Annotated in this window: 26 protein-coding genes and 1 pseudogene; 13 read left to right on the forward strand and 14 right to left on the reverse strand. The window is 73.8% G+C overall.

The annotated features are described in order from the left end of the window. Positions 1-51 precede the first annotated feature (51 nt). Genes ACFPIJ_RS25820 through ACFPIJ_RS25835 form a run of 4 tightly spaced genes read left to right on the forward strand, consistent with a single transcriptional unit; the run spans position 52 to position 4,255 of the window. Positions 52-1,020, forward strand: a complete 969-nt coding sequence (locus ACFPIJ_RS25820; RefSeq protein ID WP_380118055.1) for an ABC transporter ATP-binding protein — start codon at positions 52-54, stop codon at positions 1,018-1,020. Then, on the forward strand, positions 1,017-2,567 hold the full coding sequence (locus tag ACFPIJ_RS25825) for an ABC transporter permease subunit (RefSeq protein WP_380118057.1): 1,551 nt from the start codon (positions 1,017-1,019) through the stop codon (positions 2,565-2,567). Before ACFPIJ_RS25820 ends, ACFPIJ_RS25825 begins: the two co-directional genes overlap by 4 nt. Continuing rightward, complete coding sequence (locus tag ACFPIJ_RS25830) at positions 2,564-3,355, forward strand: ABC transporter permease (protein ID WP_380118059.1); 792 nt, start codon at positions 2,564-2,566, stop codon at positions 3,353-3,355. The genes ACFPIJ_RS25825 and ACFPIJ_RS25830 overlap by 4 nt, the downstream gene beginning before the upstream one ends. A gap of 30 nt (positions 3,356-3,385) precedes the next feature. After that, a complete protein-coding gene (locus ACFPIJ_RS25835) occupies positions 3,386-4,255 on the forward strand; it encodes a diacylglycerol/lipid kinase family protein (RefSeq protein WP_380118062.1) in 870 nt (289 codons plus the stop codon). Positions 4,256-4,278: 23 nt separating this feature from the next. Here the strand turns inward: ACFPIJ_RS25835 and ACFPIJ_RS25840 are convergent, their stop codons facing one another. Both ACFPIJ_RS25840 and ACFPIJ_RS25845 read right to left on the reverse strand, forming a co-directional pair. Beyond that, positions 4,279-5,091 carry a VOC family protein gene (locus ACFPIJ_RS25840; protein ID WP_380118066.1) on the reverse strand — a complete coding sequence of 271 codons (813 nt, stop codon included), beginning with the start codon at positions 5,089-5,091 and terminating at the stop codon, positions 4,279-4,281. Positions 5,092-5,180: 89 nt separating this feature from the next. Beyond that, complete coding sequence (locus ACFPIJ_RS25845) at positions 5,181-6,245, reverse strand: hypothetical protein (protein WP_380118068.1); 1,065 nt, start codon at positions 6,243-6,245, stop codon at positions 5,181-5,183. A gap of 387 nt (positions 6,246-6,632) precedes the next feature. Here ACFPIJ_RS25845 and ACFPIJ_RS25850 point away from each other — a divergent pair, with 387 nt between their 5' ends. Genes ACFPIJ_RS25850 through ACFPIJ_RS25860 form a run of 3 tightly spaced genes read left to right on the forward strand, consistent with a single transcriptional unit; the run spans position 6,633 to position 8,542 of the window. After that, positions 6,633-6,899, forward strand: a complete 267-nt coding sequence (locus tag ACFPIJ_RS25850; protein ID WP_380118071.1) for a hypothetical protein — start codon at positions 6,633-6,635, stop codon at positions 6,897-6,899. 8 nt (positions 6,900-6,907) lie between these two features. Then, positions 6,908-7,912: an LLM class flavin-dependent oxidoreductase gene (locus tag ACFPIJ_RS25855; RefSeq protein WP_380118073.1), complete on the forward strand. Its 1,005-nt coding sequence runs from the start codon at positions 6,908-6,910 to the stop codon at positions 7,910-7,912. 57 nt (positions 7,913-7,969) lie between these two features. Further along, a complete protein-coding gene (locus tag ACFPIJ_RS25860; protein WP_380118075.1) occupies positions 7,970-8,542 on the forward strand; it encodes a dihydrofolate reductase family protein in 573 nt (190 codons plus the stop codon). Here the strand turns inward: ACFPIJ_RS25860 and ACFPIJ_RS25865 are convergent. Then, the gene (locus ACFPIJ_RS25865; RefSeq protein ID WP_380118077.1) at positions 8,535-9,005 is read right to left on the reverse strand and encodes a hypothetical protein; all 471 of its coding nucleotides are present in this window, start codon (positions 9,003-9,005) and stop codon (positions 8,535-8,537) included. The genes ACFPIJ_RS25860 and ACFPIJ_RS25865 overlap by 8 nt on opposite strands. 21 nt (positions 9,006-9,026) lie before the next feature. After that, entirely contained in the window at positions 9,027-9,599 is a 573-nt protein-coding gene (locus tag ACFPIJ_RS25870; protein ID WP_380118079.1) for a TetR/AcrR family transcriptional regulator, read from the reverse strand. A 75-nt stretch (positions 9,600-9,674) separates the two neighbouring features. Here ACFPIJ_RS25870 and ACFPIJ_RS25875 point away from each other — a divergent pair, with 75 nt between their 5' ends. Beyond that, on the forward strand, positions 9,675-10,214 hold the full coding sequence (locus ACFPIJ_RS25875) for an SRPBCC family protein (protein WP_380118081.1): 540 nt from the start codon (positions 9,675-9,677) through the stop codon (positions 10,212-10,214). A gap of 35 nt (positions 10,215-10,249) precedes the next feature. Here ACFPIJ_RS25875 and ACFPIJ_RS25880 read toward each other — a convergent pair whose 3' ends face one another. The 4 genes and pseudogenes from ACFPIJ_RS25880 to ACFPIJ_RS25895 all read right to left on the reverse strand — a co-directional run bounded on the left by ACFPIJ_RS25880 (position 10,250) and on the right by ACFPIJ_RS25895 (position 13,832). Continuing rightward, a complete protein-coding gene (locus ACFPIJ_RS25880) occupies positions 10,250-10,660 on the reverse strand; it encodes a VOC family protein (protein WP_380118083.1) in 411 nt (136 codons plus the stop codon). Positions 10,661-10,696: 36 nt separating this feature from the next. Continuing rightward, positions 10,697-11,908 carry an ABC transporter permease gene (locus ACFPIJ_RS25885; RefSeq protein WP_380118086.1) on the reverse strand — a complete coding sequence of 404 codons (1,212 nt, stop codon included), beginning with the start codon at positions 11,906-11,908 and terminating at the stop codon, positions 10,697-10,699. A gap of 158 nt (positions 11,909-12,066) precedes the next feature. Further along, positions 12,067-13,098, reverse strand: a pseudogene (locus ACFPIJ_RS25890) (ABC transporter permease); the annotation flags it as partial. Further along, positions 13,092-13,832 (reverse strand): ABC transporter ATP-binding protein, encoded by a 741-nt coding sequence (locus tag ACFPIJ_RS25895; RefSeq protein ID WP_380118088.1) that lies wholly within the window; start codon positions 13,830-13,832, stop codon positions 13,092-13,094. The gene ACFPIJ_RS25895 and the pseudogene ACFPIJ_RS25890, both read right to left, overlap by 7 nt. A 143-nt stretch (positions 13,833-13,975) precedes the next feature. Between ACFPIJ_RS25895 and ACFPIJ_RS25900 the strand changes: the two genes are divergently transcribed. Both ACFPIJ_RS25900 and ACFPIJ_RS25905 read left to right on the forward strand, forming a co-directional pair. Continuing rightward, positions 13,976-15,292: a condensation domain-containing protein gene (locus tag ACFPIJ_RS25900; protein WP_380118090.1), complete on the forward strand. Its 1,317-nt coding sequence runs from the start codon at positions 13,976-13,978 to the stop codon at positions 15,290-15,292. 122 nt (positions 15,293-15,414) lie between these two features. Beyond that, positions 15,415-16,146, forward strand: coding sequence for a LamG domain-containing protein (locus ACFPIJ_RS25905; protein ID WP_380118092.1), 732 nt, complete (start codon positions 15,415-15,417; stop codon positions 16,144-16,146). A 275-nt stretch (positions 16,147-16,421) separates the two neighbouring features. On the opposite strand, the gene ACFPIJ_RS25910 is transcribed toward ACFPIJ_RS25905, so the two are convergent. Beyond that, on the reverse strand, positions 16,422-17,297 hold the full coding sequence (locus ACFPIJ_RS25910; protein ID WP_380118094.1) for an ROK family protein: 876 nt from the start codon (positions 17,295-17,297) through the stop codon (positions 16,422-16,424). A gap of 94 nt (positions 17,298-17,391) precedes the next feature. Next, positions 17,392-17,769, reverse strand: coding sequence for a hypothetical protein (locus tag ACFPIJ_RS25915; protein ID WP_380118096.1), 378 nt, complete (start codon positions 17,767-17,769; stop codon positions 17,392-17,394). Between ACFPIJ_RS25915 and ACFPIJ_RS25920 the strand changes: the two genes are divergently transcribed. Together ACFPIJ_RS25920 and ACFPIJ_RS25925 are read left to right on the forward strand one after the other, a co-directional pair. Beyond that, positions 17,768-18,343, forward strand: a complete 576-nt coding sequence (locus tag ACFPIJ_RS25920; protein ID WP_380118099.1) for a GNAT family N-acetyltransferase — start codon at positions 17,768-17,770, stop codon at positions 18,341-18,343. The two genes, ACFPIJ_RS25915 and ACFPIJ_RS25920, sit on opposite strands and share 2 nt — an antisense overlap. 169 nt (positions 18,344-18,512) lie before the next feature. Continuing rightward, entirely contained in the window at positions 18,513-19,172 is a 660-nt protein-coding gene (locus ACFPIJ_RS25925) for a B3/B4 domain-containing protein (RefSeq protein WP_380118101.1), read from the forward strand. A gap of 106 nt (positions 19,173-19,278) precedes the next feature. Here ACFPIJ_RS25925 and ACFPIJ_RS25930 read toward each other — a convergent pair whose 3' ends face one another. Then, complete coding sequence (locus tag ACFPIJ_RS25930) at positions 19,279-20,535, reverse strand: hypothetical protein (protein WP_380118104.1); 1,257 nt, start codon at positions 20,533-20,535, stop codon at positions 19,279-19,281. After that, the gene (locus ACFPIJ_RS25935; RefSeq protein WP_380118142.1) at positions 20,532-20,870 is read right to left on the reverse strand and encodes a PadR family transcriptional regulator; all 339 of its coding nucleotides are present in this window, start codon (positions 20,868-20,870) and stop codon (positions 20,532-20,534) included. The genes ACFPIJ_RS25930 and ACFPIJ_RS25935 overlap by 4 nt, the downstream gene beginning before the upstream one ends. Positions 20,871-21,013: 143 nt before the next feature. Here ACFPIJ_RS25935 and ACFPIJ_RS25940 point away from each other — a divergent pair, with 143 nt between their 5' ends. Continuing rightward, positions 21,014-23,290: a putative bifunctional diguanylate cyclase/phosphodiesterase gene (locus ACFPIJ_RS25940; protein WP_380118106.1), complete on the forward strand. Its 2,277-nt coding sequence runs from the start codon at positions 21,014-21,016 to the stop codon at positions 23,288-23,290. Here ACFPIJ_RS25940 and ACFPIJ_RS25945 read toward each other — a convergent pair. Together ACFPIJ_RS25945 and ACFPIJ_RS25950 are read right to left on the reverse strand one after the other, a co-directional pair. Next, positions 23,232-24,416 carry an MFS transporter gene (locus ACFPIJ_RS25945; protein ID WP_380118108.1) on the reverse strand — a complete coding sequence of 395 codons (1,185 nt, stop codon included), beginning with the start codon at positions 24,414-24,416 and terminating at the stop codon, positions 23,232-23,234. The genes ACFPIJ_RS25940 and ACFPIJ_RS25945 overlap by 59 nt on opposite strands. A gap of 39 nt (positions 24,417-24,455) precedes the next feature. Further along, positions 24,456-25,502 carry a hypothetical protein gene (locus ACFPIJ_RS25950; protein ID WP_380118110.1) on the reverse strand — a complete coding sequence of 349 codons (1,047 nt, stop codon included), beginning with the start codon at positions 25,500-25,502 and terminating at the stop codon, positions 24,456-24,458. Positions 25,503-25,508 lie beyond the last annotated feature (6 nt).

Here is a 25,508-nt window from a genome sequence, read left to right on the forward strand (position 1 = left end):
TGTCAGCGGCTGTCACCGTGGTGTCACCGCGCCATCCGTACAACAGGATCCATGATTGTCGTCAACGGACTTCGCAAACGGTTCGGGTCGCAGACCGCCCTCGACGGGATGACGTTCTCCGTCGAACCCGGCCAGGTCACCGGATTCGTCGGCCCCAACGGCGCCGGCAAGTCCACCACGATGCGGGTGATTCTCGGCCTCGACGCACCCGACGCGGGCACCGCGCTGGTCGGGGGCCGGCCGTACCGCAGCCTCAGCCGCCCCCTGTGTCACCTCGGTTCGCTGCTGGACGCGGGTGCGTTGCAGCCGGGGCGGACCGCGCGCAACCACCTGCTGTGGCTCGCGCACTCCCAGGGCCTGCCCGGCCGCCGGGTGGACGAGGTCCTGGAACGGGCCGGCCTGCAGGGGGTGGCGCGCCGGGCCGCCGGCGGGTTCTCCCTCGGCATGCGCCAGCGCCTCGGCATCGCCGCCGCGCTGCTCGGGGACCCGCCGGCGCTGATGCTCGACGAGCCGTTCAACGGCATGGACCCCGAGGGCATCATCTGGATGCGCCGGCACCTGCGCGGGCTGGCCGCCGAGGGCCGGGCGGTGCTCGTGTCCAGCCACCTGATGAGCGAGCTGCAGGACACCGCCGACCATGTCGTGATCGCCGGCCGGGGCCGGGTCATCGCCGACACGAACATCGCCGCGCTGCTGGAGTCGGCCGGTGCCGGCCGGGTCACGTTGCGCACCGATGCTGCTTCGATCGACGCTGCGGCAGGTGTACTGACGGCAGCCGGCGCCGTGGTCACCCGCGCGGACGCGCGGACGCTGGCGATCACCGGACTGGCCGCGGAGGCGGTCGTGTCGCTGCTGACGTCCCGCGGGGTGCCGTTCGCGGAGATCTCGTCGCACCGGGCCACCCTCGAGGAGGCGTACCTCGAACTCACCCGCGACGCCGTCGAGTTCCGCGCGATGTCGCCGTCGCCGTCGCCGTCGCCGTCGCCGTCGCCGTCGCCGTCGTCGGAGGTGACCCGATGAGCGCCTACGCGCGGCTGGTCCACGCGGAGTGGACGAAGTTCCGGACCGTGCGCGGCTGGGTGATCGGGATGCTGGTCGCCGCCGCCGTCATCGTGGGCTTCGGGCTGTTCCCCGGCATGGAGGGCACCTGCGGCAAGCGCGGCGACTGCTCCCTGCCGGTCGGCCCCGAGGGGCAGGAGGTCACCGACGTGTTCACGTTCGTGCACCGGCCGCTCACCGGCGACGGCACCATCACCGCGCGGGTCGCGTCGATGACCGGCTCCCGGCCGAACCTGACCGACGGCGGCACCGGCGATATCGACGGGGTGGTGCCGTGGGCGAAGGCCGGCCTGATCGTCAAGGACGGCACCCGGCCCGGCTCCGCGTACGCGGCGGTCATGCTCACCGGCGCGCACGGGGTCCGGCTGCAGCACAACTACGTGCACGACCTCGCTGGGAGCGCCACATCCGCGGCGACACCACGATGGCTGCGGCTGACCCGGGCCGGCGACCGGGTCACGGCCCTGGAGTCCGCCGACGGCGTCAGCTGGACCGGGATCGGCACCGTGCGCCTCACCGGCCTGCCGGCGACCGCGGAGGTGGGGCTGTTCGTCACGTCGCCGCAGTTCACGGAGGCGATCAACGCGTCCTCGGCGAGCGGCGGCCCGTCCCAGGCCACGGCCGGGTTCGACCAGATCACCACCACCGGCGGCTGGCCGGCCGGCGCGTGGACCTACGACACGACCGGTGACCCCGGTGCCGTCGCCGGGCCCGGCGCGCCCGGCGGCCCGGACGCCGGCGCCGGCAACCGCGGTCCGGCGGGCGGTGGTCGGCTGAACGGCGCCGTGGAGACCGACGGCGGGTTCGCCGTCACCGGCTCCGGTGACATCGCCCCGGCCGTGGCGGGGGCGGCGGGCCTCGGCACCTCGATCAGCCAGACGCTCATCGGCACCTTCGCCGGCCTGGTCCTCGTCGTCGTGATCGGCGCGATGACGATGACCGGCGAATACCGGCGCGGCCTGATCCGCACGTCGCTCACCGCCGCACCGCACCGCCTGACGGCCCTCGCGGCGAAGGCGACCGTGCTCGGCGGCGTCGCGTTCGGCATCGGGCTCGCCGCCGCGGCCGTCGTCGTCACGTTCGGCCCGGACATCCTGCGCGGCAACGGCATCTACGTGCATCCCGTCTCGTTCGCGACCGAGCTGCGGGTCGTCGCGGGCACCGGCGCGCTGCTCGCGGTCGCCGCGGTCCTCGCGCTCGCGTTCGGGGTCCTGCTGCGGCGCGGCACGGTGGCGGTGACCGTCGCGATCGTGGCGACCGTCCTGCCCTACCTGCTGTCGATGACCGTGCTGCCGATCGCCGCCGGCGAGTGGCTGCTGCGGGTCACCCCGGCGGCCGCGTTCGCGATCCAGCAGAGCACGCCACGGTACGCGCAGGTCGACGGTCTCTACACGCCCGCCAACGGCTTCTTCCCCCTGACCCCTTCGGCGGGGTTCGCGGTCCTGCTCGCCTGGGCCGTCGCCGGGCTGGCCGTCGCCGCGTACCGCTTCCGCCGGAGGGACGTATGAGCACCGGCCTCGCTGTTGCGGCGCCGTCGGTGCGGACCCGGCGCCCCGGCCTGCGATACCTGCACGCGGAATGGACGAAGCTGCGCACCGCGCCGGAGACGGTGTGGCTGGCCGCCGGGATCGTCGTGGCGACGGTCGCGGTCAGTGCCCTCGTCGCGGCCAACATGCCCTGCGGCACCGCCGTCTGCGGCGGCGACCCGACGAAGGCCGGGCTCACCGGCGTCCAGCTCGGCCAGGCCCTCGTCGCGATCCTCGCCGTCCTCGCCGTCGGCGGGGAGTACGGCACCGGCATGATCCACAGCACCCTGGCGGCGATGCCGCGCCGGGCCGGCCTCCTCGCCGCGAAGGCTCTTGTCGTCACCTGCGTGGTCGCCCCGGCCGCGGTGGTCGCCGTCGCCGGGTCCGCGCTGCTCGGCCGGCACCTCCTGCCCGGCGCGGCGGGGCTGCCCGCGGTGCTGCGGGCCACCGGCGGCACGGTGCTGTACCTGATGCTGATCGGCCTGCTCGCGATCGGGGTGACCGCGATCGTGCGCAACGCGGCGGCGGCGGTCGGGGTGGTCCTGGCCCTGCTGTACCTGTTCCCGATCCTCGCCGCCGCCGCACCCGACCCCCACTGGGAGCGGCACCTGCTGCAGATCGGCCCGATGACCGCCGGGCTCGCCGTGCAGGCCACCACCGGGCTGGACAAGCTGCCGATCGGGCCGTGGGCGGGCCTTGGCGTCACCGCGGCCTGGGCGTTCGGGGCGCTGCTCGTCGGGGGCGTCGCGCTCGCCGCGCGGGACGCATAGCGGGGATCGCCGATGGGTACCGGTGCGGGTGTGAATGTCGCTGTCATCGCCCATGCCGGCAAGACCCTCGGCGGGGGCCTCGACGAGTTGCGCCGGGTTCTGGCCCGCGCCGGCGTCGAGGCCCCCGACTGGCGCGAGGTGCCGAAGAGCCGCAAAGCCCCCAAGCAGCTGCGCAAGGCCGTCGCGGCCGGCGCCGACCTGGTCTTCGTCTGGGGCGGCGACGGCATGGTGCAGCGGTGCGTCGACACCCTCGCCGGCTCTGCGGTCACCCTGGCCGTCATTCCCGCCGGCACCGCGAACCTGTTCGCGTCGTCCCTGGACATCCCCGCCGACATCGCCGCCGCCGTCCGGATCGGCCTGACCGGCACCCGCCGCCGCTTCGACCTCGGCAAGGTCGCCGGCGAACACTTCGCCGTCATGGCCGGCGCCGGCTTCGACGCCGCGATGATCGACGACGCCGACCGCGGCATGAAGAGCCGCGCCGGCAAGCTCGCCTACTTCGGCACCGCCGTCCGCCACGTCGGCGACGACCCGGTCGAGGCCACCGTGACCCTCGACGGCACGGAATGGTTCTCCGGCCCCGCCACCTGCGTCCTGCTCGGCAACATCGGCACCATCGCCGGCGGCATCGAGGCCTTCGACGACGCCAGCCCGTTCGACGGCCGCCTCGAGGTCGGCGTGGCCACCGCCCAGGGCGCCCTGCAGTGGGCCCGCACCCTGGGCCGGATGGCGTTCGGCCGCACCGAATCCTCGCCGTTCGTCCGGGTCGCCAGCGCCCGGAAGGTCAAGGTGCGCTTCGCCGCCCCGGTGCTGCTGGAGCTCGACGGCGGCGCCCGCACCCCGGTCCGCAAGCTGAAGGCGAAGGCGGTGCGGGCCGCGGTGACCGTCGCCGTCCCCTGAGCCGTGGTGCTCCGGCGCCGGCGTCACCAGCCGTCGGGCGGGGTGAACTGGCTGAGGGTGAACCGGGCGCCCTGCGGGTCGCGGACGATTGCCTTGCGGGTCCACAGGTCCTCGGTGGCCGCGACGATCGTCCCGCCGAGCCGTTCGGCGTCCGCGGCGCTGCCGTCCCGGTCGGCGACGCTGAACGTCACGTGCCAGTGCGCCGCCTCCCCCGCCGCGACGGGCACGGCACCGCCGATGACGTCGGCGAACCCGGGCGGCGCGGACGCCTGCCGCTCGTGGATGTCCGGATCGACCGTGGCGGCGAGATGGTCGCCGTACCCGGGCACCTGCAGCATCGCCCCGGCGCCCGGGATGTCCACGGCCTTCCAGCCGAACAGCGGCGCGTAGAACCCCAGCGCCGCGTCGACGTCGGGCGTGTGCAGGTCGCTGAAGTTCCACGCGCCGGGCACGTTGACGATCTGGGCGCCGGGACGGCGGCGGGCCTGCCAGAGCCGGAACCCGGCACCGGCCGGGTCGGTGCAGGCGGCGGCCCGGCCGCCCGGCCCCGCCTCGGCGGGCGGCTCCTGCACCGTCCCACCACCCGCGATCACGGCGGCGGCGCTCGCATCGGCGTCGTCGACCGCGACATACGTGTGCCAGCCCGCGGCACCGTCCGCCGCACCGACCGCGGCGACGTCACGGCCGTCGAGGGTGGCGATGCGGTACTGCGGCGCCACCTCCGTGAACGTCCAGCCGAACAGCTCGCCGTAGAACCGGGCCGCCGCCGGCAGATCCGGCTGGGTGACGTCGACCCAGCAGGTCACGCCGTGCGGGTACGTCCTCGTTGCGGTCATCGCAGCATCCTTCCGTCACCTGCGACCGTAGGCCGGGATCCGGTCAGCCACTGTCCGCACCCGGCAGAGCCGCCCGCACGTGCGACGACTCAGCCGCGGCGCCACCAGCGGCGTTTCGCCGGCGGTGGTGGGGCGTCGTCGGGATCCTGGTCGGCGCGGGCCAGGACGGCCGTCGCCACGGCGCGGTCCTCGGCGGTGCAACCGGGGGCGATCAGCATCAGGTGGGCGAGGGACTCCTCGATCGTGACAGCCCGGCGGGCCGACACCGCCGCGTCGAGGCGGGTGCGGACCAGCCCACGAACCTCCGGGCGCAGGTCAGGCTCGCGGTACGCGGCGGTCACGAGCGCGAACAGTGCCGCGTCCGCGACCCAGTCCTCGACGCCGAGCGCCAGGTCCACGAGAACCTCGCGGCGGGTCGAGGCCGGCCAGGGTTCGTCCTTGGCGTGGTGCAGGATGCCGAGGCACACCCACGGTTGCAGGAGGCGGAACCAGTACATCGGCGTCGACTGCGCCAGGTGGTGCCAGCGCGGGGTGTCGGGCGCGGGTGGCAGGTGGGCGAGCAGGCCGAGCAGGTCGGCCAGCGGCAGGTCGCCGAGCGGCGCGGCCTGGACGTAGCCGGACAGGGGCGACGCCCACGGTTCGCCGGCGACCTCGTGCAGGGCGCTGATCGCGGCGGGCGACGGTGCGGGCACGGCGGGGACGGGTTCCGTGCCGTCGTAGCGCCAGACCGCGTGCCGGCCGGGGCGCAGCCGCAGGCGGATGTCGGGGTCGGGGAAGTCGGCGATGCCGATGTCGACCGGGCCGACGATCCGGCGGCAGGCGGTGATGGCGCTGGCCGGTTCGGGGCCGGAGAGGCCGAGGCCGGTGACTTCGAGGTGTTCGCCCTTGGCGCGGCGGGCGCCGACCTCGTTGGCGATGTTGGCGATGGCCTCGCTCGGCATCGGCACCCAGTTGAGCCACGGCCGCTTCGACCCGGCCAGGGCGAACACGACCTCCGTCGTGGCGCAGGCGCACGGGTCGTCGAGGATGTCGACCAGTGCCGCCGCATCGCCGCCGGCGCGGAAGCGGACCGCGTGGCCGGCGGCGTCGCGGTGCTTGAACGTCGGGTCGGCGGACAGCCGGCGCAGGTCGGCGTCCGCGTCGTCGGAAAGCATGGCGGGGAGCGTAACAAGCGGAAACGGCTGGACCGCCCGCAGCGGCGGGCGGTCCCGGCGGCCGGCTGGGGTCAGGCGGTGGTGGTGACCTTCGACATGTGGCGAACTGCCCGGCGACGGTGCCGGCCTGCTCGGCCACCGCGAGGGTGAGCAGCTGGATCGGCAGGATGTCCAGCACCGGGTCGGGGAAGGGCAGCCGCAGCGGGCCCTGACCGGACACGCCGGCCAGGTGGGCCCGGCCGCCGATGGCGGTGATGTCGTCGACCAGGCGCTGGTTGCGCCCGGCGGTGCCGGGCTCGCACTCGTAGACGATGACGACGGTGCCGGGCGTCGGTGCCATCTCCAGCGGTCCGTGCCGGAAGCCGGCACCGTCATGCCCTCCGTGGCGTGTGGATCGACCTCGAGCCGGACCCGGCCGGCGCGGCGCAGCGCCAGTACCTGAAGGACCGCGGCGCCAGCCTGTTCGGCGTGGTGACCGCGCCCGGCCAGCCCGGCGACGTCGTGGTGCCGGGCGGCGACCTGCCGCCGGCCTACCGCGTGCTGACCGCCGCGATGCCGGTGCAGATGCTGGCCTACGCCTCGGGCCGGGCCCGGGGATTGGACCCCGGCACCATGCGCTACCTCGGGTGGCCGGTGCCGGTGACTGTTGAATAATCAACAACATGGTGCTGCAGAAACTGGGGTTCCTGACGATCGGGCTGTTCGACGAGGCGGACCCGCGCCGCGGTCACGAGTCGACGCTGGAGGTGATCCAGCTCGGTGAACGGCTCGGGTTCGACAGCGCCTGGGTGCGCCACCGGCACCTGCAGTTCGGCATCTCCTCCCCGGTGGCGGTCCTGGCCGCGGCCAGCCAGCGGACCAGCCGGATCGAGCTCGGCACCGCCGTCATCCCGCTCGGCTGGGAGAACCCGCTGCGCCTCGCCGAGGACCTGGCCACCGTCGACGTGCTGTCCGGCGGGCGGCTCAACCCCGGGGTCAGCGTCGGCCCGCCGATGCACTTCGACCGGGTGAAGCAGGCGCTGTACCCGGACACCGCCGACGCCGAGGACTTCGGCTACGAGCGGGTCCGGCGGCTGCTGGACCTCGTCCGGGGCGTGCCGGTGACCGACGCCGCAATCGAGGGGTTCGAGGTCTTCTCCGACCGGGTGCAGCCGCACTCCCCCGGGCTCGGCCGCAGGATGTGGTACGGCGGCGGCAGCCTCGCCTCGGCCCGCTGGGCCGGTGAGCACGGGATGAACTTCCTGACCAGCAGTGTCGTGAAGGCCGAGGAGTCCGTCGACTTCGCCACCATCCAGCGCTCCCACATCCGCACGTTCCGCGCCCACCACCCGGACGGCGACAAGGCCCGGGTCTCGCAGGGCCTGGTGGTCATCCCGACCGACTCCGCAACCCCTTCACAGCGGCAGCGCTATGAGGTGTACGCCCAGCAGCGCACCCCACGCACGACCAGCCCACAGGGACCGGCGCGGATGATGTTCGCCCCGGATCTGGTCGGCCCGTCGGAACAGATCGCGGAGCGGCTGCACGCCCACGCCGGGTATCAGGAGGTCTCGGAGGTGGCGTTCGCGCTGCCGTTCAGCTTCGAGCACGACGACTACGTGCAGATCCTCACCGACATCGCCACCCGGCTCGGCCCGGAACTCGGCTGGCGGCCCGTGTCGAATTAGCCGGGTGCTCTTCGTGTAGGGGGTGACCGCTCCCTTTCACACGGAGGTTTTGCAAAGATGCGCAAGCTCAGCGTCATCGAGTTCCTGACCCTGGACGGGGTCATGCAAGGACTGGCGACACCGGAGGACGGGTTCGAACACGGCGGGTGGGGTTTGCCGTACTTCGACGAGCGGCAGGCGGCCGCCTCGACGCAGGGCATCGCGTCGACGACCGCCTACCTGTTCGGCCGCCGCACCTACGAGCACATGCTCGCCTTCTGGCCCGACCAGCCGGACTCCGACCCCATGGCCGCGCACCTCAACGCGACCGTGAAGCACGTGGCCACCGGCACCCTCACCGACCTGACCTGGAACAACGCGCACGTCCTGGACGGCCCGGTCGGCCCGGCGGTGCGCAAGCTCAAGGACGACGGCGAGGGCACGATCGCGGTGCTCGGCAGCGGCCTGCTCGTGCAGGAGCTGATCGCCGAGGACCTCGTCGACGGATACCGGCTGTTCCTCCACCCGCTCCTGCTCGGCACCGGCGAACGGCTGTTCCGCGGCCTGGACGCGCCGCGCCCGCTGCAACTGGTCGACTGCACCCCGACGAGCACCGGGGTCATCATGCTGTCCTACGACGTCATCAGATGACATGTTTGCGGGCGGTGTCGCGGGCCCGCGACACCGCCGGCATCCTTGAGCGCAGCAGCCACGAGTCGGTCTGGCAGCCGCGGCAGGTGCGCACGGCGCCGACCGGGACGCGGGTGTCGCCCCGGACGTATTCGAGGCGGTGCAGCTCGACGAGCGGCCGGCGGCAGCCGGGACAATGGTCGGGGTCGGTGCCGATGCTCGTGTAGGCGACCTGATGGGTGGTGTACCGCACGGTCGAGTACGCCTTCTCGTCACCGACGCGCAGGTCGGGGTTGCGTGGGGCACCGGCATACGGGCCGGTGTCCGCGTGCGAGACGGCACCGGCGACGCCGCCGAAGATCCGGAAGCGGCGGCGCAACCACACCATGAAATCGGACCGGCGTTCCATACCCTTGCCCTTCACTTCCTCGGCGCGTTGTCGGGGGAGCAGCACGGCGAGGACGCCGCCGGCGACGGCCGCCACGTCGATGGTCGGGACGGTACGTCACCCATCGGCGGGTGACAACAGCACCGACAGGACGCTGTCCAGGTAGGCGCCCTGACCCGTGGCGTCCGCGGGCAGCAGCTCCGGCAGGCGGGCGGCGAGTTGCGCCTGCCCGACATATGCCGTGTACGCGAGCAGGGCCCGCCGCCGCGCCTCCCCCGCCTCGAACCCGGCCTCGGTGAAGAGCTGTTCGACGTAGTCGAGCCGGCGGCGGGTGACCCGCTGCACGACCGGGCCGACAAGGGGGTGCTCGGCCACGGCGAGGACGTTGGTCTCCAGCCGGCTCGAGCGGGCGTGCCCGAGCACGGTGGTGAACAGCAGCGACAGCTTCCGGGGCGGGTCACCGGCCGCCTCGACCAGGTCGATGATCGCGTCGGTGCAGGCCCGCTCCCACAGCTGCATGGTGGCCTCGATCAGCGCGTCCCGGTTGGTGAAGTGCCAGTAGAAGCTGCCCTTCGTGGCGCCGAGCCGGGCCGCGAGGGGCTCGACCGCGACCGTAGCCAGCCCGCCGTCCGCGATCGCTGCGAGGGCCGCCCCGGTCCAGTCCTCTGCGCTCAGCCGCCGTTGTGCCATCCCCATACGGTAGCGTACGGTTCTTCCATACGGCACCGTATGGAGCGTGCCGTCCGGGTGGAACGGCAGGCAGCCATGCAGAACGTTCAACGCCGCACGATCGACGCACCCCTCGCACTGATGGGCCCGCTGCTGGACCGGGTCGCCGCCGACGACGACCCGCTGTGGCCGGTGCGGACCTGGCCCCCGATCCAGTTCGACGGCCCACTCGCCCCCGGCGCCACCGGCGGGCACGGCATGATCCGCTACAGCGTCGTCGAGCACGTCCCGGGCCGCCTGCTGCGGTGCCGGTTCGACCCCACCCTCGGCCTGGTGGGCGAGCACGAACTGCGCCTGGAGCCCGACGGCACCGGCACCGCGGTCGTGCACGTGATCCGCGGCCGGCTCACCGGCGGGATGCGGATCCTGTGGCCGGTCGCGATCCGGTGGCTGCACGAGGCGCTGCTGCAGGACCTGCTGGACAACGCCGAACGCGCCGGCACCGGCACCGTGCGGACCCCGGCCCGCTGGTCACCCTGGGTCCGCCTGCTCCGCCGCGCCCTCGCCACCCGCCCGACCAGGCCCGGCACGGCTTCGACCGGCGCGGAGCGGCCCCAGCGGGTGCCGCTGCCCTGACCCCCACCCCCACCTCGCCGATCCGCGCCGGCGTTTCAGGCCGCAGACGGCAGTTCCACGGACGGCGGCGTCTGCGACATGATGGCGAGCAGCCCGCCGTCCGGGTCGGTGAAGAACGCCATCCACTCCTCCACCCCGTCCGCGTGCCGGTGGATCACGTGGGGTGCGCCCTCGAACGCGACACCCCGCGCGGTCAGCGACGAGTGCGCGGCGTGGATGTCCGGCACCCGGAAGTAGAGGATCGACTGGCCGGTGAGCGGGCCGTCGCCCGCCTGCCGGCTCAGGAAGAGCCGCGTGCCGGCGCAGTCGAAGAAGGCCAGGTCGCCGAACGTGTAGAGGTGCGTGAGGCCGAGGACACCGCCGTACCAGTCGACGGCGCGGCCGATGTCGCTCACGTGCCGGGCGATCTGCCCGATCCCACCGAGCCGGAACCCGTCAGACTCCATCGCGACCTCCTCGAGAGCACCACCCCGACCATAAACTCACTCGCGGACCGAGGACAGCCGCCCCGGCGGGGTGCGCAGGGCGAGCGCCGCCGGCACCACGCTGGCGACGAACGTGATCGTCAGGCACGCGCCGGCGATCAGCAGGATCGGGGTCCACGGCACCACGGTGCGTGGGTCGGCGACCAGGGGCACCAGCCCGGCGCGCAGGCCGCCGAGCATCCCGGCGGTGACCAGGCCGGCCAGCAGGACCCCGGTCACACCGACCAGCACCGCCTCCGCGCCGATCATCGTGAGGACCTGCCGTGGGGTGCCGCCGCCGAGGCGCAGCACGGCGAGGTCCCGGCTGCGGCCGCCGGTCGACATGATGAGCGTGTTGGCGATCGCGATCGACGTGTACACCAGGGCCATGCCGAGCACCGCGACGAGCGCCAAGTGGTTGAGCCGGCGCTGCTCGGCGTTGCGGGAACGGAAGTATTCGGCAGCGGTGACGGTCCCCGCACCGTCCACGGAGGACGAAGACGACCCCGTCAGGTACACCGCGTCCGCGCCGCTGCGCGGGAGGTGTGCGGCCCGCAGCGCCCACGGCAGCAGGACCGTCTGGTCGAGGTCGATGGACGGCTCGAGGACCGCGACGACCCGCAGCCGGACCGGCGTCGCGTCGTCCAGCCACAGGTCGGCCGTGCCGCCGGTCCGCCAGCCCGTGGCGCGGGCCAGGGCCGACCCGACAACGACGGTGTCGGTGCCCGCGAGGTCGGCGACCGCACCTGAGCGCACCGGCAGCCGCAGCACGGTTTCGACGCCGGGTCCGGTGTACATGGCGTCGAACTCCTCCGAGTAGTCGTCGTTTCGCACGTACACCACGGACTGCGCCGTCGGCACTCCCGGGCCCGGGTCGGCGATGCCGGCGGCACCGGCCGGCAACGCGATGGTGGCAGCGGTGACCCGTGCGGCGGCCGCGCGTTCCGACGCGTCCCACAGCGTCGCGGTCGCCGCGAACGTCGCCGCCGCGATCCCGACGGTGACGAGGATCGGGGCGACCGTCGACGAGGTCCGCCGGACCGCGGTGCGCGCGTTGTCGCGGGCGAGCGCGCCGGCCACACCGGGCACCAGGATCCGCCCGACGAGCCAGGACAGCGGCGGTGCCACGACGGGGGCGAGCAGCGCGATCCCGGTGATGGCGAGCTGCGCGTCGAGCAGGACGAGGGCGATCGCCTCGCCGCCGAGGCGGGGCACCAGGGCCAGCAGCACCGCGGCGCCGCCGAGGAACAGGATCCCGAAGACCCAGCGGCCGACGTCATGACCCGCCGGTCGACGGACGCCTCGCGCAGCGCCTCGATCGGGCGGACCCGGCCGGCGCGCCGCGCGGCGACGGCGGCACCGGTGAGTGCGACGAGCAGGCTCACGCCGAACGCGGCGAGCAGCGGCCACAGGATGAACCGGGCGGTGAACCCGGCGGGCGCGAACCCGGAGCCGGCCAGCCACGCCGCGAACGGCGGCGCGACCAGCGTGCCGGCGGCGCAGCCGGCGACCCCGGCGACGACGCCGACGATGAGGGCCTCGCCGAGGACGAGGCGGCGCACCTGGCGCGGGGTGGCGCCGGCGGCCCGCAGCAGCGCGAGCTCCCGGCGGCGTTGCGCGACGGCGAACGCGAACGTGCCGGCGACGACGAACACGGACACGAACACGGCGACGCCGGCGGTGGTGCCGAGCAGCGACGCGGCGACGGCGAGCAGGTCCGCGTCCGGGTCGGGTTCGGCGCCGGCCCGGCGGTCGCCGGTGAGGACCGCCGCGTCCGGGCCGACCACGTCACGGACCTGCGCGGCGGTGACACCGTCGACGGCGATCGCGTCGATCCGCCCGCCGGCGAGCAGGGCCACGGCCGGGTCGGCGAGGTACACGGCCGGCGGTCCGGTGACGACACCCACGACGGTCCAGGTGCGGCGCCCCAGCGGGGTCCACGCCTCGACCCGGTCACCCGGCCGCCGGTCGGTCGGGGCGGTGAGCACGACCTCGTCGTCGCTCCGCGGACCGGCGCCGCCCAATGTGTACGGGTGCAGCCCCGCACTCGACCACGGATGCGCGTCGAACGCCACGCCGGCGACATCGACGGGGACGGCACGGTCCACGACGACGGTCGCACCCGGCAGCGCGCCGAGGCGGGTGGCAGTGTCGGCGGGCAGCTGGCGCGGGCGGCGGGTCCGCTGGGTGGACGTGGACCGCTCCCCGTCGCCCTCGTCGACGGTGACGCTGACCGTCTGGCTGCCAGTGACCACGACGCCGGCTTGGGCGTACCACACGGGCTGACGTCCATCAGAAACGGTCGACGCGATCGTCAGGCCCGTCGTGGCGAGCAGACACGCACCCAGCGCGAGCGCGATGAACACGCCCACGAAGGACGCCCACCGGGCCCGCAGCGTCTGCCTGGCGATGCTCAGCACGGCGCCGTCTCCAGGTCGGCCATGCGGGCGGCGACGGTCTGCGGGGTCGGCGACAGCAGCGAGCCGGCGACGCGCCCGTCGGCGAGGAACACGACCCGGTCGGCGTACGACGCGGCGAGCGGATCGTGGGTGACCATGACGACGGTCTGCCCGCCGCCTTGGGAAACCATGGACCGCAGCAGCCGCAGCACCTCGCGGCCGGTGGTGGAGTCCAGCGCGCCGGTCGGCTCGTCCGCGAACAGCACCGCCGGCCGGGTGACGAGCGCCCGCGCGATCGCGACCCGCTGCTGCTGGCCGCCGGACAGCTCCGCGGGCCGGTGCCGCCCCCGGTCGCCGAGGCCGACCGCGTCGAGGACCGCGCGGACCTCCTTGCGCGCCGGGCGGCGGCCGGCGAGGCGCAGCGGCAGCGCCACGTTCTGCTCCGCGGTCAGCGACGACAGCAGGTTGAACGCCTGGAACACGAACCCGATCCGGTCCCGCCGCAGCAGCGTCAGCCCGGTCTCCGACAGCGTCGCCAGGTCGGTCCCGGCGACGGTGACGGTGCCGCCGGTGGGCCGGTCCAGCCCGGCGGCGCACTGCAGCAGCGTGCTCTTGCCCGACCCGGACGGTCCCATCACCGCGGTGAACGTCCCGGCCGCGAACCCGAGCGTGACCTCGTGCAACGCGGTGACGGCCCCGTCGCCGGTGCCGAAGCGCCGGTGCACCCGGTCGAGCGAGACCACATCGGTTTCCATGCCGTCAATTCCACCGGCCGGGACCCCTGCGGCACACGCCCGCACACCAGTCCAACGACGGTATGGCAGCCCCCACCACGCGACGTCCAGCAGACCCGACCACATGATCGGCTACGATCAGCGCCGCCAGAGGAGGAACGGTTATGGATCAGGTTGCGGTCGAGTTCGCTGGCGAGGGTGCCGGCGCCGGCGACTTGTCGTGGGGGCAGCAGGACATCTGGCAGGCGATGGTGCGGCAGCGCTCGTGGCTGCCCAACGGCGCCTGGGGACCCCTGGCCGCGGGCACCACGGTCGAGGACGTGGCCGAGCAGCTGCGCTACATGATGAGCCGGTTCCCCTCGGCCCGGACCCGGCTGCGGTTCGACGCCGACGGCCGGCCGACCCAGGTCGTGGCGGCGTCCGGCGAGATCACCCTGGAGATCGTCGAGGCGGGCGGGGACGACCCGGCGGCGGTCGCGGAGGCGGTGCGCCTGCGGCTGCAGGACACCGCGTTCGACTTCGCCGAGGACTGGCCGATCCGGATGGCCGCGGTGCGCTCCGGCGGGGCGCTCACCCATCTGGTCGTCGTCATGTGCCACCTCGTCGCGGACGGCTTCGGCACCGGGGTGCTGCTGGAGGACCTCGCGACCCGGGTGACCACGCCGATCCCGGCCATGCAACCCCTCGACCAGGCCGCCTGGCAGGCCTCGGCGTCCGGGCAGCGGCAGAACACCCTGGCGCTGCGGCACTGGGACGGCATCCTGCGCGGCATGCCGCCGCGGCGCTTCCCGGACACGGTCGACAAGCCCGAGCCGCGGCACTGGCGGGGCGAGTTCACGTCGTTCGCGCTCGGCCCGGCGTTGCGGTCGGTGACCGAGCAGACCGGGGTCGCGCCGGCGCCGGCGCTGCTCGCGGTGTTCGCCGTGGCCCTGGCCCGGGTCACCGGCATCAACCCGGTGGTGCTCCGGCCGATGGTCAACAACCGGTTCCGCCCGGGGCTGGACCGGGTCGTGTGCATGCTCGCCCAGTACGGCCTGTGCCAGCTCGACGTGGCCGGGGTGTCGTTCGCGGAGGTCCTGGACCGGGCCCGGCGCGGGGCGATGACGACGTACAAGCACGCGTACTACCACCCGGTGGAGCTCGACGACCTCGTGCGACGGGTGGTTGCGGAGCGGGGCGACGAGCTCGAGCTGCCCTGCTACTTCAACGACCGGCGGGCCGCCGACCCCGGCAAGGGCGACGACGAACCGGTCGACCTGCGGGAGGCGGCGGCGCGCAGCACGTTCCTGTGGACGACGCGGCAGGACGTGCCGTTCGAGCCGCTGATCGTGCACATCGACGACATCCCGGATGCGGTCCGGGCGATCATCTTCATGGACACGCACGTGGTGTCGCCGGCCGACGGCGAGGCGCTGCTGCGCGGCATGGAGGCGGTCGCGGTCGAGGCGGCGCTGGACCCGGGCGCCCCGACGGGGGTCTGACGACGGCCCGCGTGGCTGCGGCGTTCCCGCCCATGTCGACCCCTTTAGAGGTCTACGATCTGTTTTGTCCGGTATGAGATCAGCTCCCGGATTGCGGATTTTTGACGTGTACGGGGGAATGCATGGTCTCTTTGACGCCCGGTCGGCGGGTCCTGGTGGTGGCGGCGACGGCAGCCGTCCTCACGGGCGGGTCAACCGCCCTTGCGACCGCGGCCGGCGCCAGCACCGGCTACTACCCCGTCGCGACCTGGTCGATGAACGAGGACTCCGGCGCCCACACGATGATCGACAACAGCGGCAACGGCCAGCACGGCACGATCGGCAGCGAGGTCATCACCGACGTCGGCGTCCGCGGCGCCACCGGCTACCGGTTCACCCGCCTGCAGCCGGACCGGCCGCCGACGCACCCGCGGCACCTGGTGACCGTCGCGGACAGCTCCGCCCTGGACCCCGGCAGCCGCGACTACGCGGTCACCATCCGGCTGCGCACCACCTACCAGTTCGGCAACATCATCCAGAAGGGCCAGGCGACCGCCTCGGGCGGGAACTTCAAGTTCCAGATCCCCAACGGCATCGTGCAGTGCCTGTTCCGCGGCTCGAACGGCACCATCATCGTGCAGGCCTCCCGCCGGATCAACGACGGCTGGTGGCACGTCGTGCGCTGCGAGCGGACCGGCTCCGGGGTCGCCCTCACCATCGACGGCCGCACCGCGGCCCGCCGCGGCGGCTGGACCGGCCCGATCTCCAACGGCTGGCCGCTGTCCATCGGCGGCAAGACCGACTGCGACCAGCGCGACGTCGGCTGCGACTACTACGCCGGCGACATCGACTGGGTCGAGATCGAGGCCCGCTGACACCACCCGCAGACCACCACGCCGGCGACATCGACTGGGTCGAGATCGAGGCCCGGCGACACCACCCGCAAACGACACGCCGCTCGGCCCACCGGCCGGGCGGTGTGAGTGGTCTCGGGGGCCGCCCCCACCCGGCAACCGTTGCGATCGGCGGGTCAACCGGACAGCATCATGACCGTACACCCATCCACATAATTGATCTCCAATCCTGTCACCGGCCGTTACCTTCCGTAACGCCTAGCAGGTCAGGGCGCCGGACCGGTGACAGCGTCGCCTCAGTGCAGGATGCTCGACGGCGGCACGTCCAGCAGCACCCGCGCACCTTCCAGCGGTGCCTCGTCCAGCGTCGCCGGGTCGACGCGCACCGCCTGATACGTGAGGCGTTCCGCCAGCGCCTCCCGCAGCGGCGGCCACAACTCGGCGCGGCGCGCGGCGATGGCCCCGCCGACGGCCACGGCGTCCAGCCCTGCGGTGAGCGCGAAGTTGGCGATGCCGTCGGCGAGGTGGCGGGCGTACCCGTGCCAGAACCCGGCGTCCTCGACGGTCTCCAGGGCCCGGCCGAGGTGCCGGCCCAGCGCCGCACCGCCGAGCAGCGTCTCCAGGCAGCCGGTCTGCCCGCAGCCGCAGCGCCGGTCGTTGCCGGCGACGAGCTGGTGGCCGGCCTCGGTCGTCGCGGCCACGAAGTGCCCACCCACGCCGAGCCTCAGCGCCGCGCCGACGCCGGTCGACAGGGTGACGTACCCGCACCGGTCGGCGCCGCGCAGGCTGCCCAGCGCGTGCTCGCCGAGCAGGCCGCAGGTCGCGTCGTGGGCGACCCGCACCGGGGCGTCCAATGTGGACTCGAGGTCGCGGCGCAGCGGCCTGCCCTCGTACGCGCGGAGATTCATCGCGACCCGCACTTCGCCGGCCGCGGTGACCCTGCCCCCGAACGACACCCCGACGGCCGACGGTGTCCCGGGGACCGCGTCCCGCAGCCGGGCGAGCTGCCGGTCGTAGTCCTGCTCGGTGGGGAACCGCACGACGGGCCCGTCACCGGCGGCCACCCGGGTGCGGGTCCCACCGATGTCGATCGCCGCGACGCTGCGCCCCTGTCCGCTCACGCCGCCGCGCCCCTGATTCGCGGCACCTCCGCTGCGCTCCGGCCCGCTCATGCCACCACCTCCGCTGCGCTCCGGCGTCGGCCTGAGCCAACCCTGCGCCCCCGATTCGCGGCACCTCCGCTGCGCTCCGGCCCGCTCATGGCCGCTACGCGGGCCCGGCGGGCGGATCGATCGCCGCGGGCGCCGGCCACGGGTCGTCCGGCCGGGCCGTGGCGAGCAGCCCCGCGATGAGCAGCGCCATGCCGAGGACGTGCAGCACCAGGAACCCGAGGCTGGCCCCGGCGAGGAGCGCCCTCGACTCCTGCCAGTCGCCGTAGCGGATGACCCGCGGCAGCAGCGCCATGTACACCAGGTCGGCCACCGCCCCGGCGAGCAGCACCGCGAGGCCGGCCAGACCGAGCGTCCACGCCCGGTGCGCGAGCCGCTTGCGCCGCGCCCACAGCAGCGCGACGCCGACGATCAGCGTGGCGATCGACGGCAGGGCGAACGCCGCCTGCGGCACGAAGTAGTAGAGGTCCCCCATGCGCACGACCGTAGTCGATGTAGCGGCACGCCGTCATCGGCGATGGGCGGTCCGGCGCGACAATGGGACCATGATCGAGACCCTGCGGCATCCAGTCGAGGACGACCACGCCCGCGTCATGGCGGTCATGGACGAGTGGTGGGGCGGTCTGGGCGGCGAGTCCGGCCACCAGTACCGCACGTCGCTGCTGCCCCGCCTGTACTTCCAGCACTTCACCGACACCAGCTACCTGCTGGACCTGCCCGGCGGGAAGCTCGGCGCGTTCCTCATCGGGTTCCTGTCGCAGTCCGCCCCCGGGGTCGGCTACATCCACTTCGTCGGGGTCGCGCCTGCGGTGCGGCGCACGGGGGTCGGCGCCGCGCTGTACCGCCGCTTCTTCCTCGACTCGGCCGCCCGCGGCGTCCGGAAGGTCCACTCGATCACCGGCACCGGCAACCGGCAGTCCGTCGCGTTCCACACCCGGCTCGGGTTCACCCTCGAACCGGGTGACGACGAGATCGACGGGCTGCCGGTGCACCGCAACTACGACGGGCCCGGGCGCGACTCGTTCAAGTTCGTCAAGCACCTGCCGTGAGCGGTGCACGCGACGAACGAGGCGAACCCGCCGCAGACGTACGCCCGCAGCTCATCCGCATGCTTGCCCCTTGCCAGACACTGCTTTGGTACGGCATTGCTTTGGTACGCCCGAAAACCCGCGAAGTGGTCCTTCCCGCCGGCGTTTGCGCCGGGCGACGCTGGAGCGCGTGCAGTTCCGTCACCATCCGCAGCTCCGTGCGGACTTCCCCACGCTCGTCGTCGGCACGCTCCGCCTCGACGGGGTCAGCCCTTCCGCTCCCGCCGACCCGGCGCCGTGGCTCGCCATCGCCCGGACCCGGCTCGCCGACACCTCCGAGGGCCAGCTGCCGCCCATCCAGGCCTGGCGCCGGGCGTTCACCGCGATGGGGCTCAAGCCCACCCAGTACCGCTGCGCCTCGGAGTCGCTCCTGCGCCGCCTGCGCCGCGAGGGCGACCTGCCGTCCCTGCACCCCCTCGTCGACCTGTGCAACGCGGTGTCGGCGGCGTTCGCGATCCCGGTCGCCGCGCTGGACGCCGACCGCATCAGCGGGGACCTGGAGGTGCGGCGGGCGGACGGCACCGAACGGTACGAGACCTTCACCGGCGACGTGGAACACCCCGAGCCCGGCGAGGTCGTGTTCGTGGACGCCGCGGGCCGCGCGCACGCCCGGCGCTGGACGAACCGGCAGAGCGGCCACTCCGCGATCAGCGTCGCGACCAGCCGCGCGTTCATCGTCACCGAGGCCCTGCACGAGGACGCCACCGCCGACGTGGCCGCCCTGCTGGCCGCACTGACCGGCGCCCTGCGCACCACCTGGCCCACCGCAACCCTCACCACCACCCCGTGATCCAGAAGACCTTGCGTAGCCAGAAATGCACAAGGTCTTCCGGATCACGAGACGCGACGGCACCGTCGGCGCCAGCGTGCTCCGTGATCCGGAAGACATTGCGTTGTCAGGGGTGCACGAGGTCTTCCGGATCATGAGACGGGACGGTGGCCGGGGTGGGGTGGGGGTGGGCGCGGGCTGCGACGAGGCAGGCGGCGGCGATGGCGGCGAGTCCGAACAGTGGCACGGCGACGGCGTCGCTGTCGATGAAGCCGATGTACGCCGGTGACGGCGGGCCCCACCGGTCCGGGCTCGAAACGGCGCCCGTGACGATCAGCAGGTAGGTCCACAGCACCGGGCGGAGCAGGAGCAGGACCGCGACGGCCGTGAGGACGGCGACCGTGCCCCGGCGGGCCCAGGACCGGTCGCCGCGCAGCTGGTAGGCGACCCAGGCGACCAGCAACCAGCCGGCAACGGCGCCGGTGAGCCAGCCGGTCACGACGCCGGCGGTCACCGCGGCCGGTTCGGCCGGCCAGATGACGACGGAGACGGGGCCTGCCGACGGGTCCGGCCAGATGACCACGCCGGCGGGGTGATCGGCGGCCGGCAGCGGGCCGGTCACCCAGGCCCGCAGGGTGCCGCGGCGCGCGGTGAACGCGGAGGTGCCGGTGGGTTCGACGGTCCAGCCGGCGGTGGTGAACCGGTCCGCGGCCGACGCCGATGTCCAGCCGGGGATGTAGCGGGGGTCGACGGCCTCGACCTTGACGGCCCGGAACTGCCAGCGGTCATCACGGCTGAAACCGCCGACGTACGGTTCGCCGATGGCGAGCCCGGCGATCTGTGCCACGCCCGCGTCGACCCGCAGCGGCGGGGTGGTGCACCAGCCGAGGAACGAGCCGATCCCGGCGCCCAGCGCGCCGGACACGAACGCGGCGAAGACCGCGGCGGCGACCGGGGCCTTCCCGACCGGCAACCGGAACCGCTGCCGCAGGCCGCCGCGCAGCAGGTCGACGGTGTCGCGGCGGCCGGGCCGCACCCGGTCGGTGCCGGCGGCGTCGAGCAGGGTGGTGATGAGTTCGTCGCCGTGGCGGCGCCGGTACGCGGCCGGGTAGGCCAGCAGCAGCCGGCGGTAGCGCCGCTCCAGCGCGGTGACCACGGGCCGCCCCGGCGCCGCGGTCACCGACGATCCGGGCACAGCGGCCGCAGAGCCCGCCGACGCGGTGGCCGTGGACTCCTCCGACTCCGACTCCAACAACGACGACGACGGCTGCGGCTGCGGCGACGACGGCTGCGGCTGCGGCGACGACGGCTGCGGCTGCGGCTGCGGCGACGGCTCCGACGACGGCGGCGGCGTGGTCATCGGCTCCTCCCCGGGCGTGGTCATGCGAGACCCGGCAGGGTGACGTTGCCGGTGGCGCGGCGGCGCAGGCCCGCGGCCGCCGCGTTGGCGTTGCGGCGCAGCCGTTCGACCTCGGCGCCGAGCCGGCCGGCGCCCTCGTCGGTGAGCCGGTAGTAGCGGCGCAGGCGCCCGTCGACCGCTTCCTCCCGCTCGACCGCGATGAGCCCCTGCTCGGTCAGGCGGTCCAGGGCGCCGTAGAGCGTGCCGGCGCCGAGCACCACGGTGCCCCCGGACAGTGCGGTGACCTGCTGGAGGATCCCGTAGCCGTGCAACGGCTCGCCGGTGAGTGCGGTCAGGACGAGAAACGTCGGCTCCTGCATTGGCGGCATGACCAGCAAATTACAGCCGCCGCGATATTACGTCAACCGTAACGTAGGAAACCGAGGGTCGGACCCGGCGGAGGTTCATGGCAGCATTCTGGTGGTCGATGTCCCCTGGCGACGGCACTGGACGAGGAGACCGCATGGGCGCACTGCGACAGCCGCGGGCGGTGTCCGGGCTGATGCGCGCCTCGTGCCTGATCCTGGCCGCCTGCGCGGTCTGGTTCGCGGTCAACCTGGTGACGCCGGTGGGGCCGCCCGTGCTGCTGTGGCTGCCGACGCCGGTCGGCGCGCTGCTGCTCACGGCCGCGTTCCGCCGCACGTCGAAGGCCCAGGCGCTGCCCGCGCCGACCCGCCGGTTCTGGGGGCACCTGAGCATCTCGGCGTTCCTCGTCGGGGTCGCGCACACCCTGCAGGCGATCGACGTGCTGACCCATCCCGACGCCGGCGGCGCGTACAACGGGCCCGGTCTGCTGATCTTCGACAGCGGGGCGATTCTGATGATCGTCTATGCGCTGTACCGGCTGCCGCTGTCCGCACGCAGCGCCGGGGAGCGGCTGCGGGTCACCCTCGACGGCGGGACCGTGGTGGCCGGTGCCGCCGTGTTCATCTGGCACTTCCAGACCAGGGTGGCGCTCGGCACGGACGACCGCAACCAGGTCGTCGGCTCCCTGATCCTGGGCGTGCTCGCCCTGGTCGTGGTCCTGGCGGTGGCGAAGGTGATGCTGTCGGGGTTCGAGTTCATCGACAAGTCGGCCCTGCAGTGGCTCGCGTTCTCGATCTTCGTCGGCGCCACGAGCTCGCTGTTGCAGCCGCTGCTCGCGCCGGGCCACCCGCACCTCATGGTCACCCAGGTCAGCATCCCGGTGGTGTGCTGCCTGGCGTCGTTGGCGGCGGAGCGGCAGCGCCTGTCGACCGGCCGGCCCGTCGCGGTGCGGCGCCGCCGGCCGTTCAGCCTGGTGCCCTACGCGGCCGTCGCGGCGGTGTACTTCCTGCTGATCCTGGAGACCTGGTTCGGGGCGCAGCGCGACCAGAAGATGGTGGTCCTCGGCGCGGTCACCCTCACCGCCCTGGTCATGGTGCGGCAGGTGGCCGCGTTCGTCGACAACGGCCGGCTCCTCGCCCGGCTCGACCATGGCGCCACCCACGACGCGCTCACGAACCTGCCCAACCGCACGCTGTTCGGGCAGCGCCTCCACGAGGCGCTGCAACCGCCCAATGAGCAGAGGGTCGCCGTCGCGCTCATCGACCTCAACGACTTCAAGGAGGTCAACGACACCCTCGGCCACGAGGTCGGGGACCTGCTGCTGGTCGAGGTGGGGCGGCGGCTCGCCGGCTGCGCGGAACCCGGGCACACCGTCGCCCGGCTCGGCGGCGACGAGTTCGTCGTGGTCATGCCCGGCACCGACCCGCCGGCCGCCGGCCTCGCCGCGGACCGGATGGCCGCCGCGCTGCGCACCCCCGCCGTCATCAACGGCCACGAGCTGCCGATCTCGGCCAGCATCGGCATCGCCGACGGCCGCACCGGCGACGACCCGAGCCTGCTGCTGCGCCACGCCGACATCGCCATGTACGCGGCGAAGAAGCGCGCCGGCACCACCTACCTGCACCACGACAGCGCGATGACGGAGCCCGGCGACGATCATTCGCAGCTACGGGAGGCGATCGCCACAAAGCGGTGCTTCCTGATGTACCAGCCGATCGTCTCCCTCGATGACGGCCGGCTCGCCGGCGTCGAGGCACTCGTGCGCTGGGACCACCCGGAGCACGGTGTCCTGCCGCCGGACACGTTCATCCCCCTGGCCGAACGCACCGGGCTGATCGTGCCGCTGGGTCGGTTCGTGTTCGACGAGGCGTGCCGGCAGTTCGCGGTGTGGTGCGAACACTACGAAGACGCCCCGGCGGTGCTCAACGTCAACGTGTCGCCACGCGAGCTGCGCGAGGCGGACTACGCCGACTTCGTCGCGGGGGCCCTCACCACCCACGGCGTCGAGGCGTCCCGCGTCGTGCTGGAGATCACCGAGTCGCTCGCGCTGGACCTGGGCCCGGCCGTCGCCACCCTCCACCGGCTCCGCGCGCTGGGCCTGCGGATCTCGCTGGACGACTTCGGCACCGGCAGCTCCACCCTGCGCCTGCTGCACGACTGCCCCGTGGACGAGGTGAAGCTGGACCGCTCGTTCACGCAGGCGACGCACGGCCGGGCCCCGGTCGCCGCCGCCGTCATCCAGCTCGCCCAGGCGCTGGGGCTGCATGCGGTCGCCGAGGGCGTGGAGACGCCGGAGCAGGCGGAGCAGCTGCGGTCACTGGGGTACAGCACCGCGCAGGGCTACCATTTCGCCCGCCCGGTGCCGGCCGCACAGCTCACGGAGTGGATGACGGGTGCCCCGCTGACCGTTCAGCCGTCCGGACCCGTCCGATGAGGACGGTGATGCTCAGCGCCACCAGTACCACCGCCGCCAATGCGAACCGCAGATCGGCGGCCCCCGCGAGCGCGCCGATCAGGGGCGCCGCGACCAGATAGCCGGGCCACTGCCCCATCACCACGACCGACACCCCCTCACCCGCGGTGAGCCCCGGCTGCTCACCGGCGAAGCCGAGCACCGTCGGCGTCACGCCCGCCATCCCGAGCCCGAGCAGCCCGAACCCGGCCATCGCCGCGGCCGGGTGCGGCACGAGGAGCGCGAACGCGAGACCCGCCGCGGCGACGAACGCGGACCACCGCACGAACCTGACCCGCCCGATGCGGCCCGCGACCCGGTCACCGCCGAGCCGGGCGGCGACCGACGACAGCGACAGGCACGTGTAGGTCGCCGCGCCGACGGCCGCGCCCGCGTGCAGCGTGCCGGTGGCGTAGAGGGCGCTCCACTGCGCGCCGGCCATCTCGGTGAACGCGGCCAGGAACGCGACCGCGGCCAGGAGCACCAGCTGCGGCGTGAACCGGCGCTTCGCGCCCGCCCGACGGTCGGCGCGTTCGGTGTCCGGCAGGTGGCGGGCCGTGGCGAGCAGGAGCACGCCCATGCCGGCGCTGGTGACGGCCATCTGCACGGCGGGGGTGATGCCGGCGCCCGCCGCGACGGTCCCGAGCAGCCCGCCGGCGAGCATGCCGACGCTGAACCCGGCGTGGAACGTCGACAGGATCGGCCGGCCGTACGCCCGCTGGACCTCGACCGCCTGCGCGTTCATCGGCGTGGACAGCAGGTTGGCCGCGAACCCCCACACCGCCAGCCCGACCAGCAGCGCCGCGACCGTGGACGCGGAGGCGAGCAGCGGCGCGTTGATGAGGATGACGGCCGCGCCGATGAGGGCGAGGAGCCGCGTATTGACCCGCCCGATGAGCACGGCGACGATGCCGAGCGACACGACCTCGCCGGCGTTCGTGGCGACGTTCGTCAGGCCCCAGCCGGCGTCGCCGAGCCCGACGGCGTGGCGCACGTCCGGCACCCGGGCCGACCATCCACCGATCGCGATGCCCATGACGACGAAGAGCACGCTGACCGCGGCACGCGCCCGCCGCGGCACGGTTGCCGGCGCTTCGATGACGGCCATTGCATCGCGCGTACCCGGCGGCCGCCGCGCGAAACGGGGCTACTTCAGCGTGAGCTTCTGCTGCGGGCTGCTGTCCAGCTTCAGCGTGGTGGGCTTGCCGTCGCGGGTCAGTGCGCCCTTCGGCTCGAACCGGAACGTGAGCGTCTGCACGGAGCCCTCCGCCACGTCCATGCGCACCTCGTCGCGGGTCGTGTAGTCGGTGATCGTCTGCCCCCGCTCGATCTCGGCGGCGGCCGCCTCCACCGCGATCGCCTTGCCGCTCGCCGTCACCTGCAGGCTCTGCTTCAGGTCGATCGTGCCCTCCAGCACCCCGGTCCCGCTGACCTTCATCTCCACCCACATCCGCAGCCAGGTGCGCCCGGCCGGCGCCCAGGTGCCCTTGAGCCGGTGGTCGTAGGGTTCCAGCGCCGCCGACACGGTGATGTCGACGTAGGTGCGCTTCGGCTCGCCGCTGATCTGGCCGATGAGCTGGTAGGTGACCTCGCCGTACGGGTGGGGCTTCAGGTACGCGGCGACGGCGCCCGGCCCGACCGCCCCGGTGCGCACGTTGACGCTCTGGTCCTTGTCCCGGTCCGCGACGACCAGCGTCACCGCGGCTCCGGCCGGCACCAGCGCCACGATCACCGAGTCGGGCGTGATCATGCCGGCGACGGCCCGGGCCTGCTCGCCGATCCGCAGCCGCGCCGTGACGTCCGGCGACGGATCGCTCTTCACGCCGGGCACCGCGGCGAGGCGCACGAACAGGAACTCCCTGCCGGCCCCGGCGGCGATGGTGCCCGTCGCGTCCCGGTGCACCCCGGTCGCCGACTGCATCTTGCCGAACTGCGTGACGACGGCCGGCTCGAGATGATCGGCGGTGCCGACCTCGGCGAGCCGCACCGCGTAGTCGGGCCCGCCGATGGCGGCGTTCGCCGGCAGCTGCTTCGCCGCCGGCACCGCGATCCCGCCGCCGGCGACGACCGCGAGGTCCTCGGCCACCGTGGCCTTCGTCGACGCCGCCGCGGCCGGTGCCGGCACCTCGTCCCCGGTGCACCCGGCCAGCAGCCCGCACACCAGGACAGCCGCCGCCCCGAACACCCCGCGCATTGCTCC

The organism is Dactylosporangium cerinum (genome assembly GCF_042653625.1).
Lineage (GTDB): Bacteria > Actinomycetota > Actinomycetes > Mycobacteriales > Micromonosporaceae > Dactylosporangium > Dactylosporangium cerinum.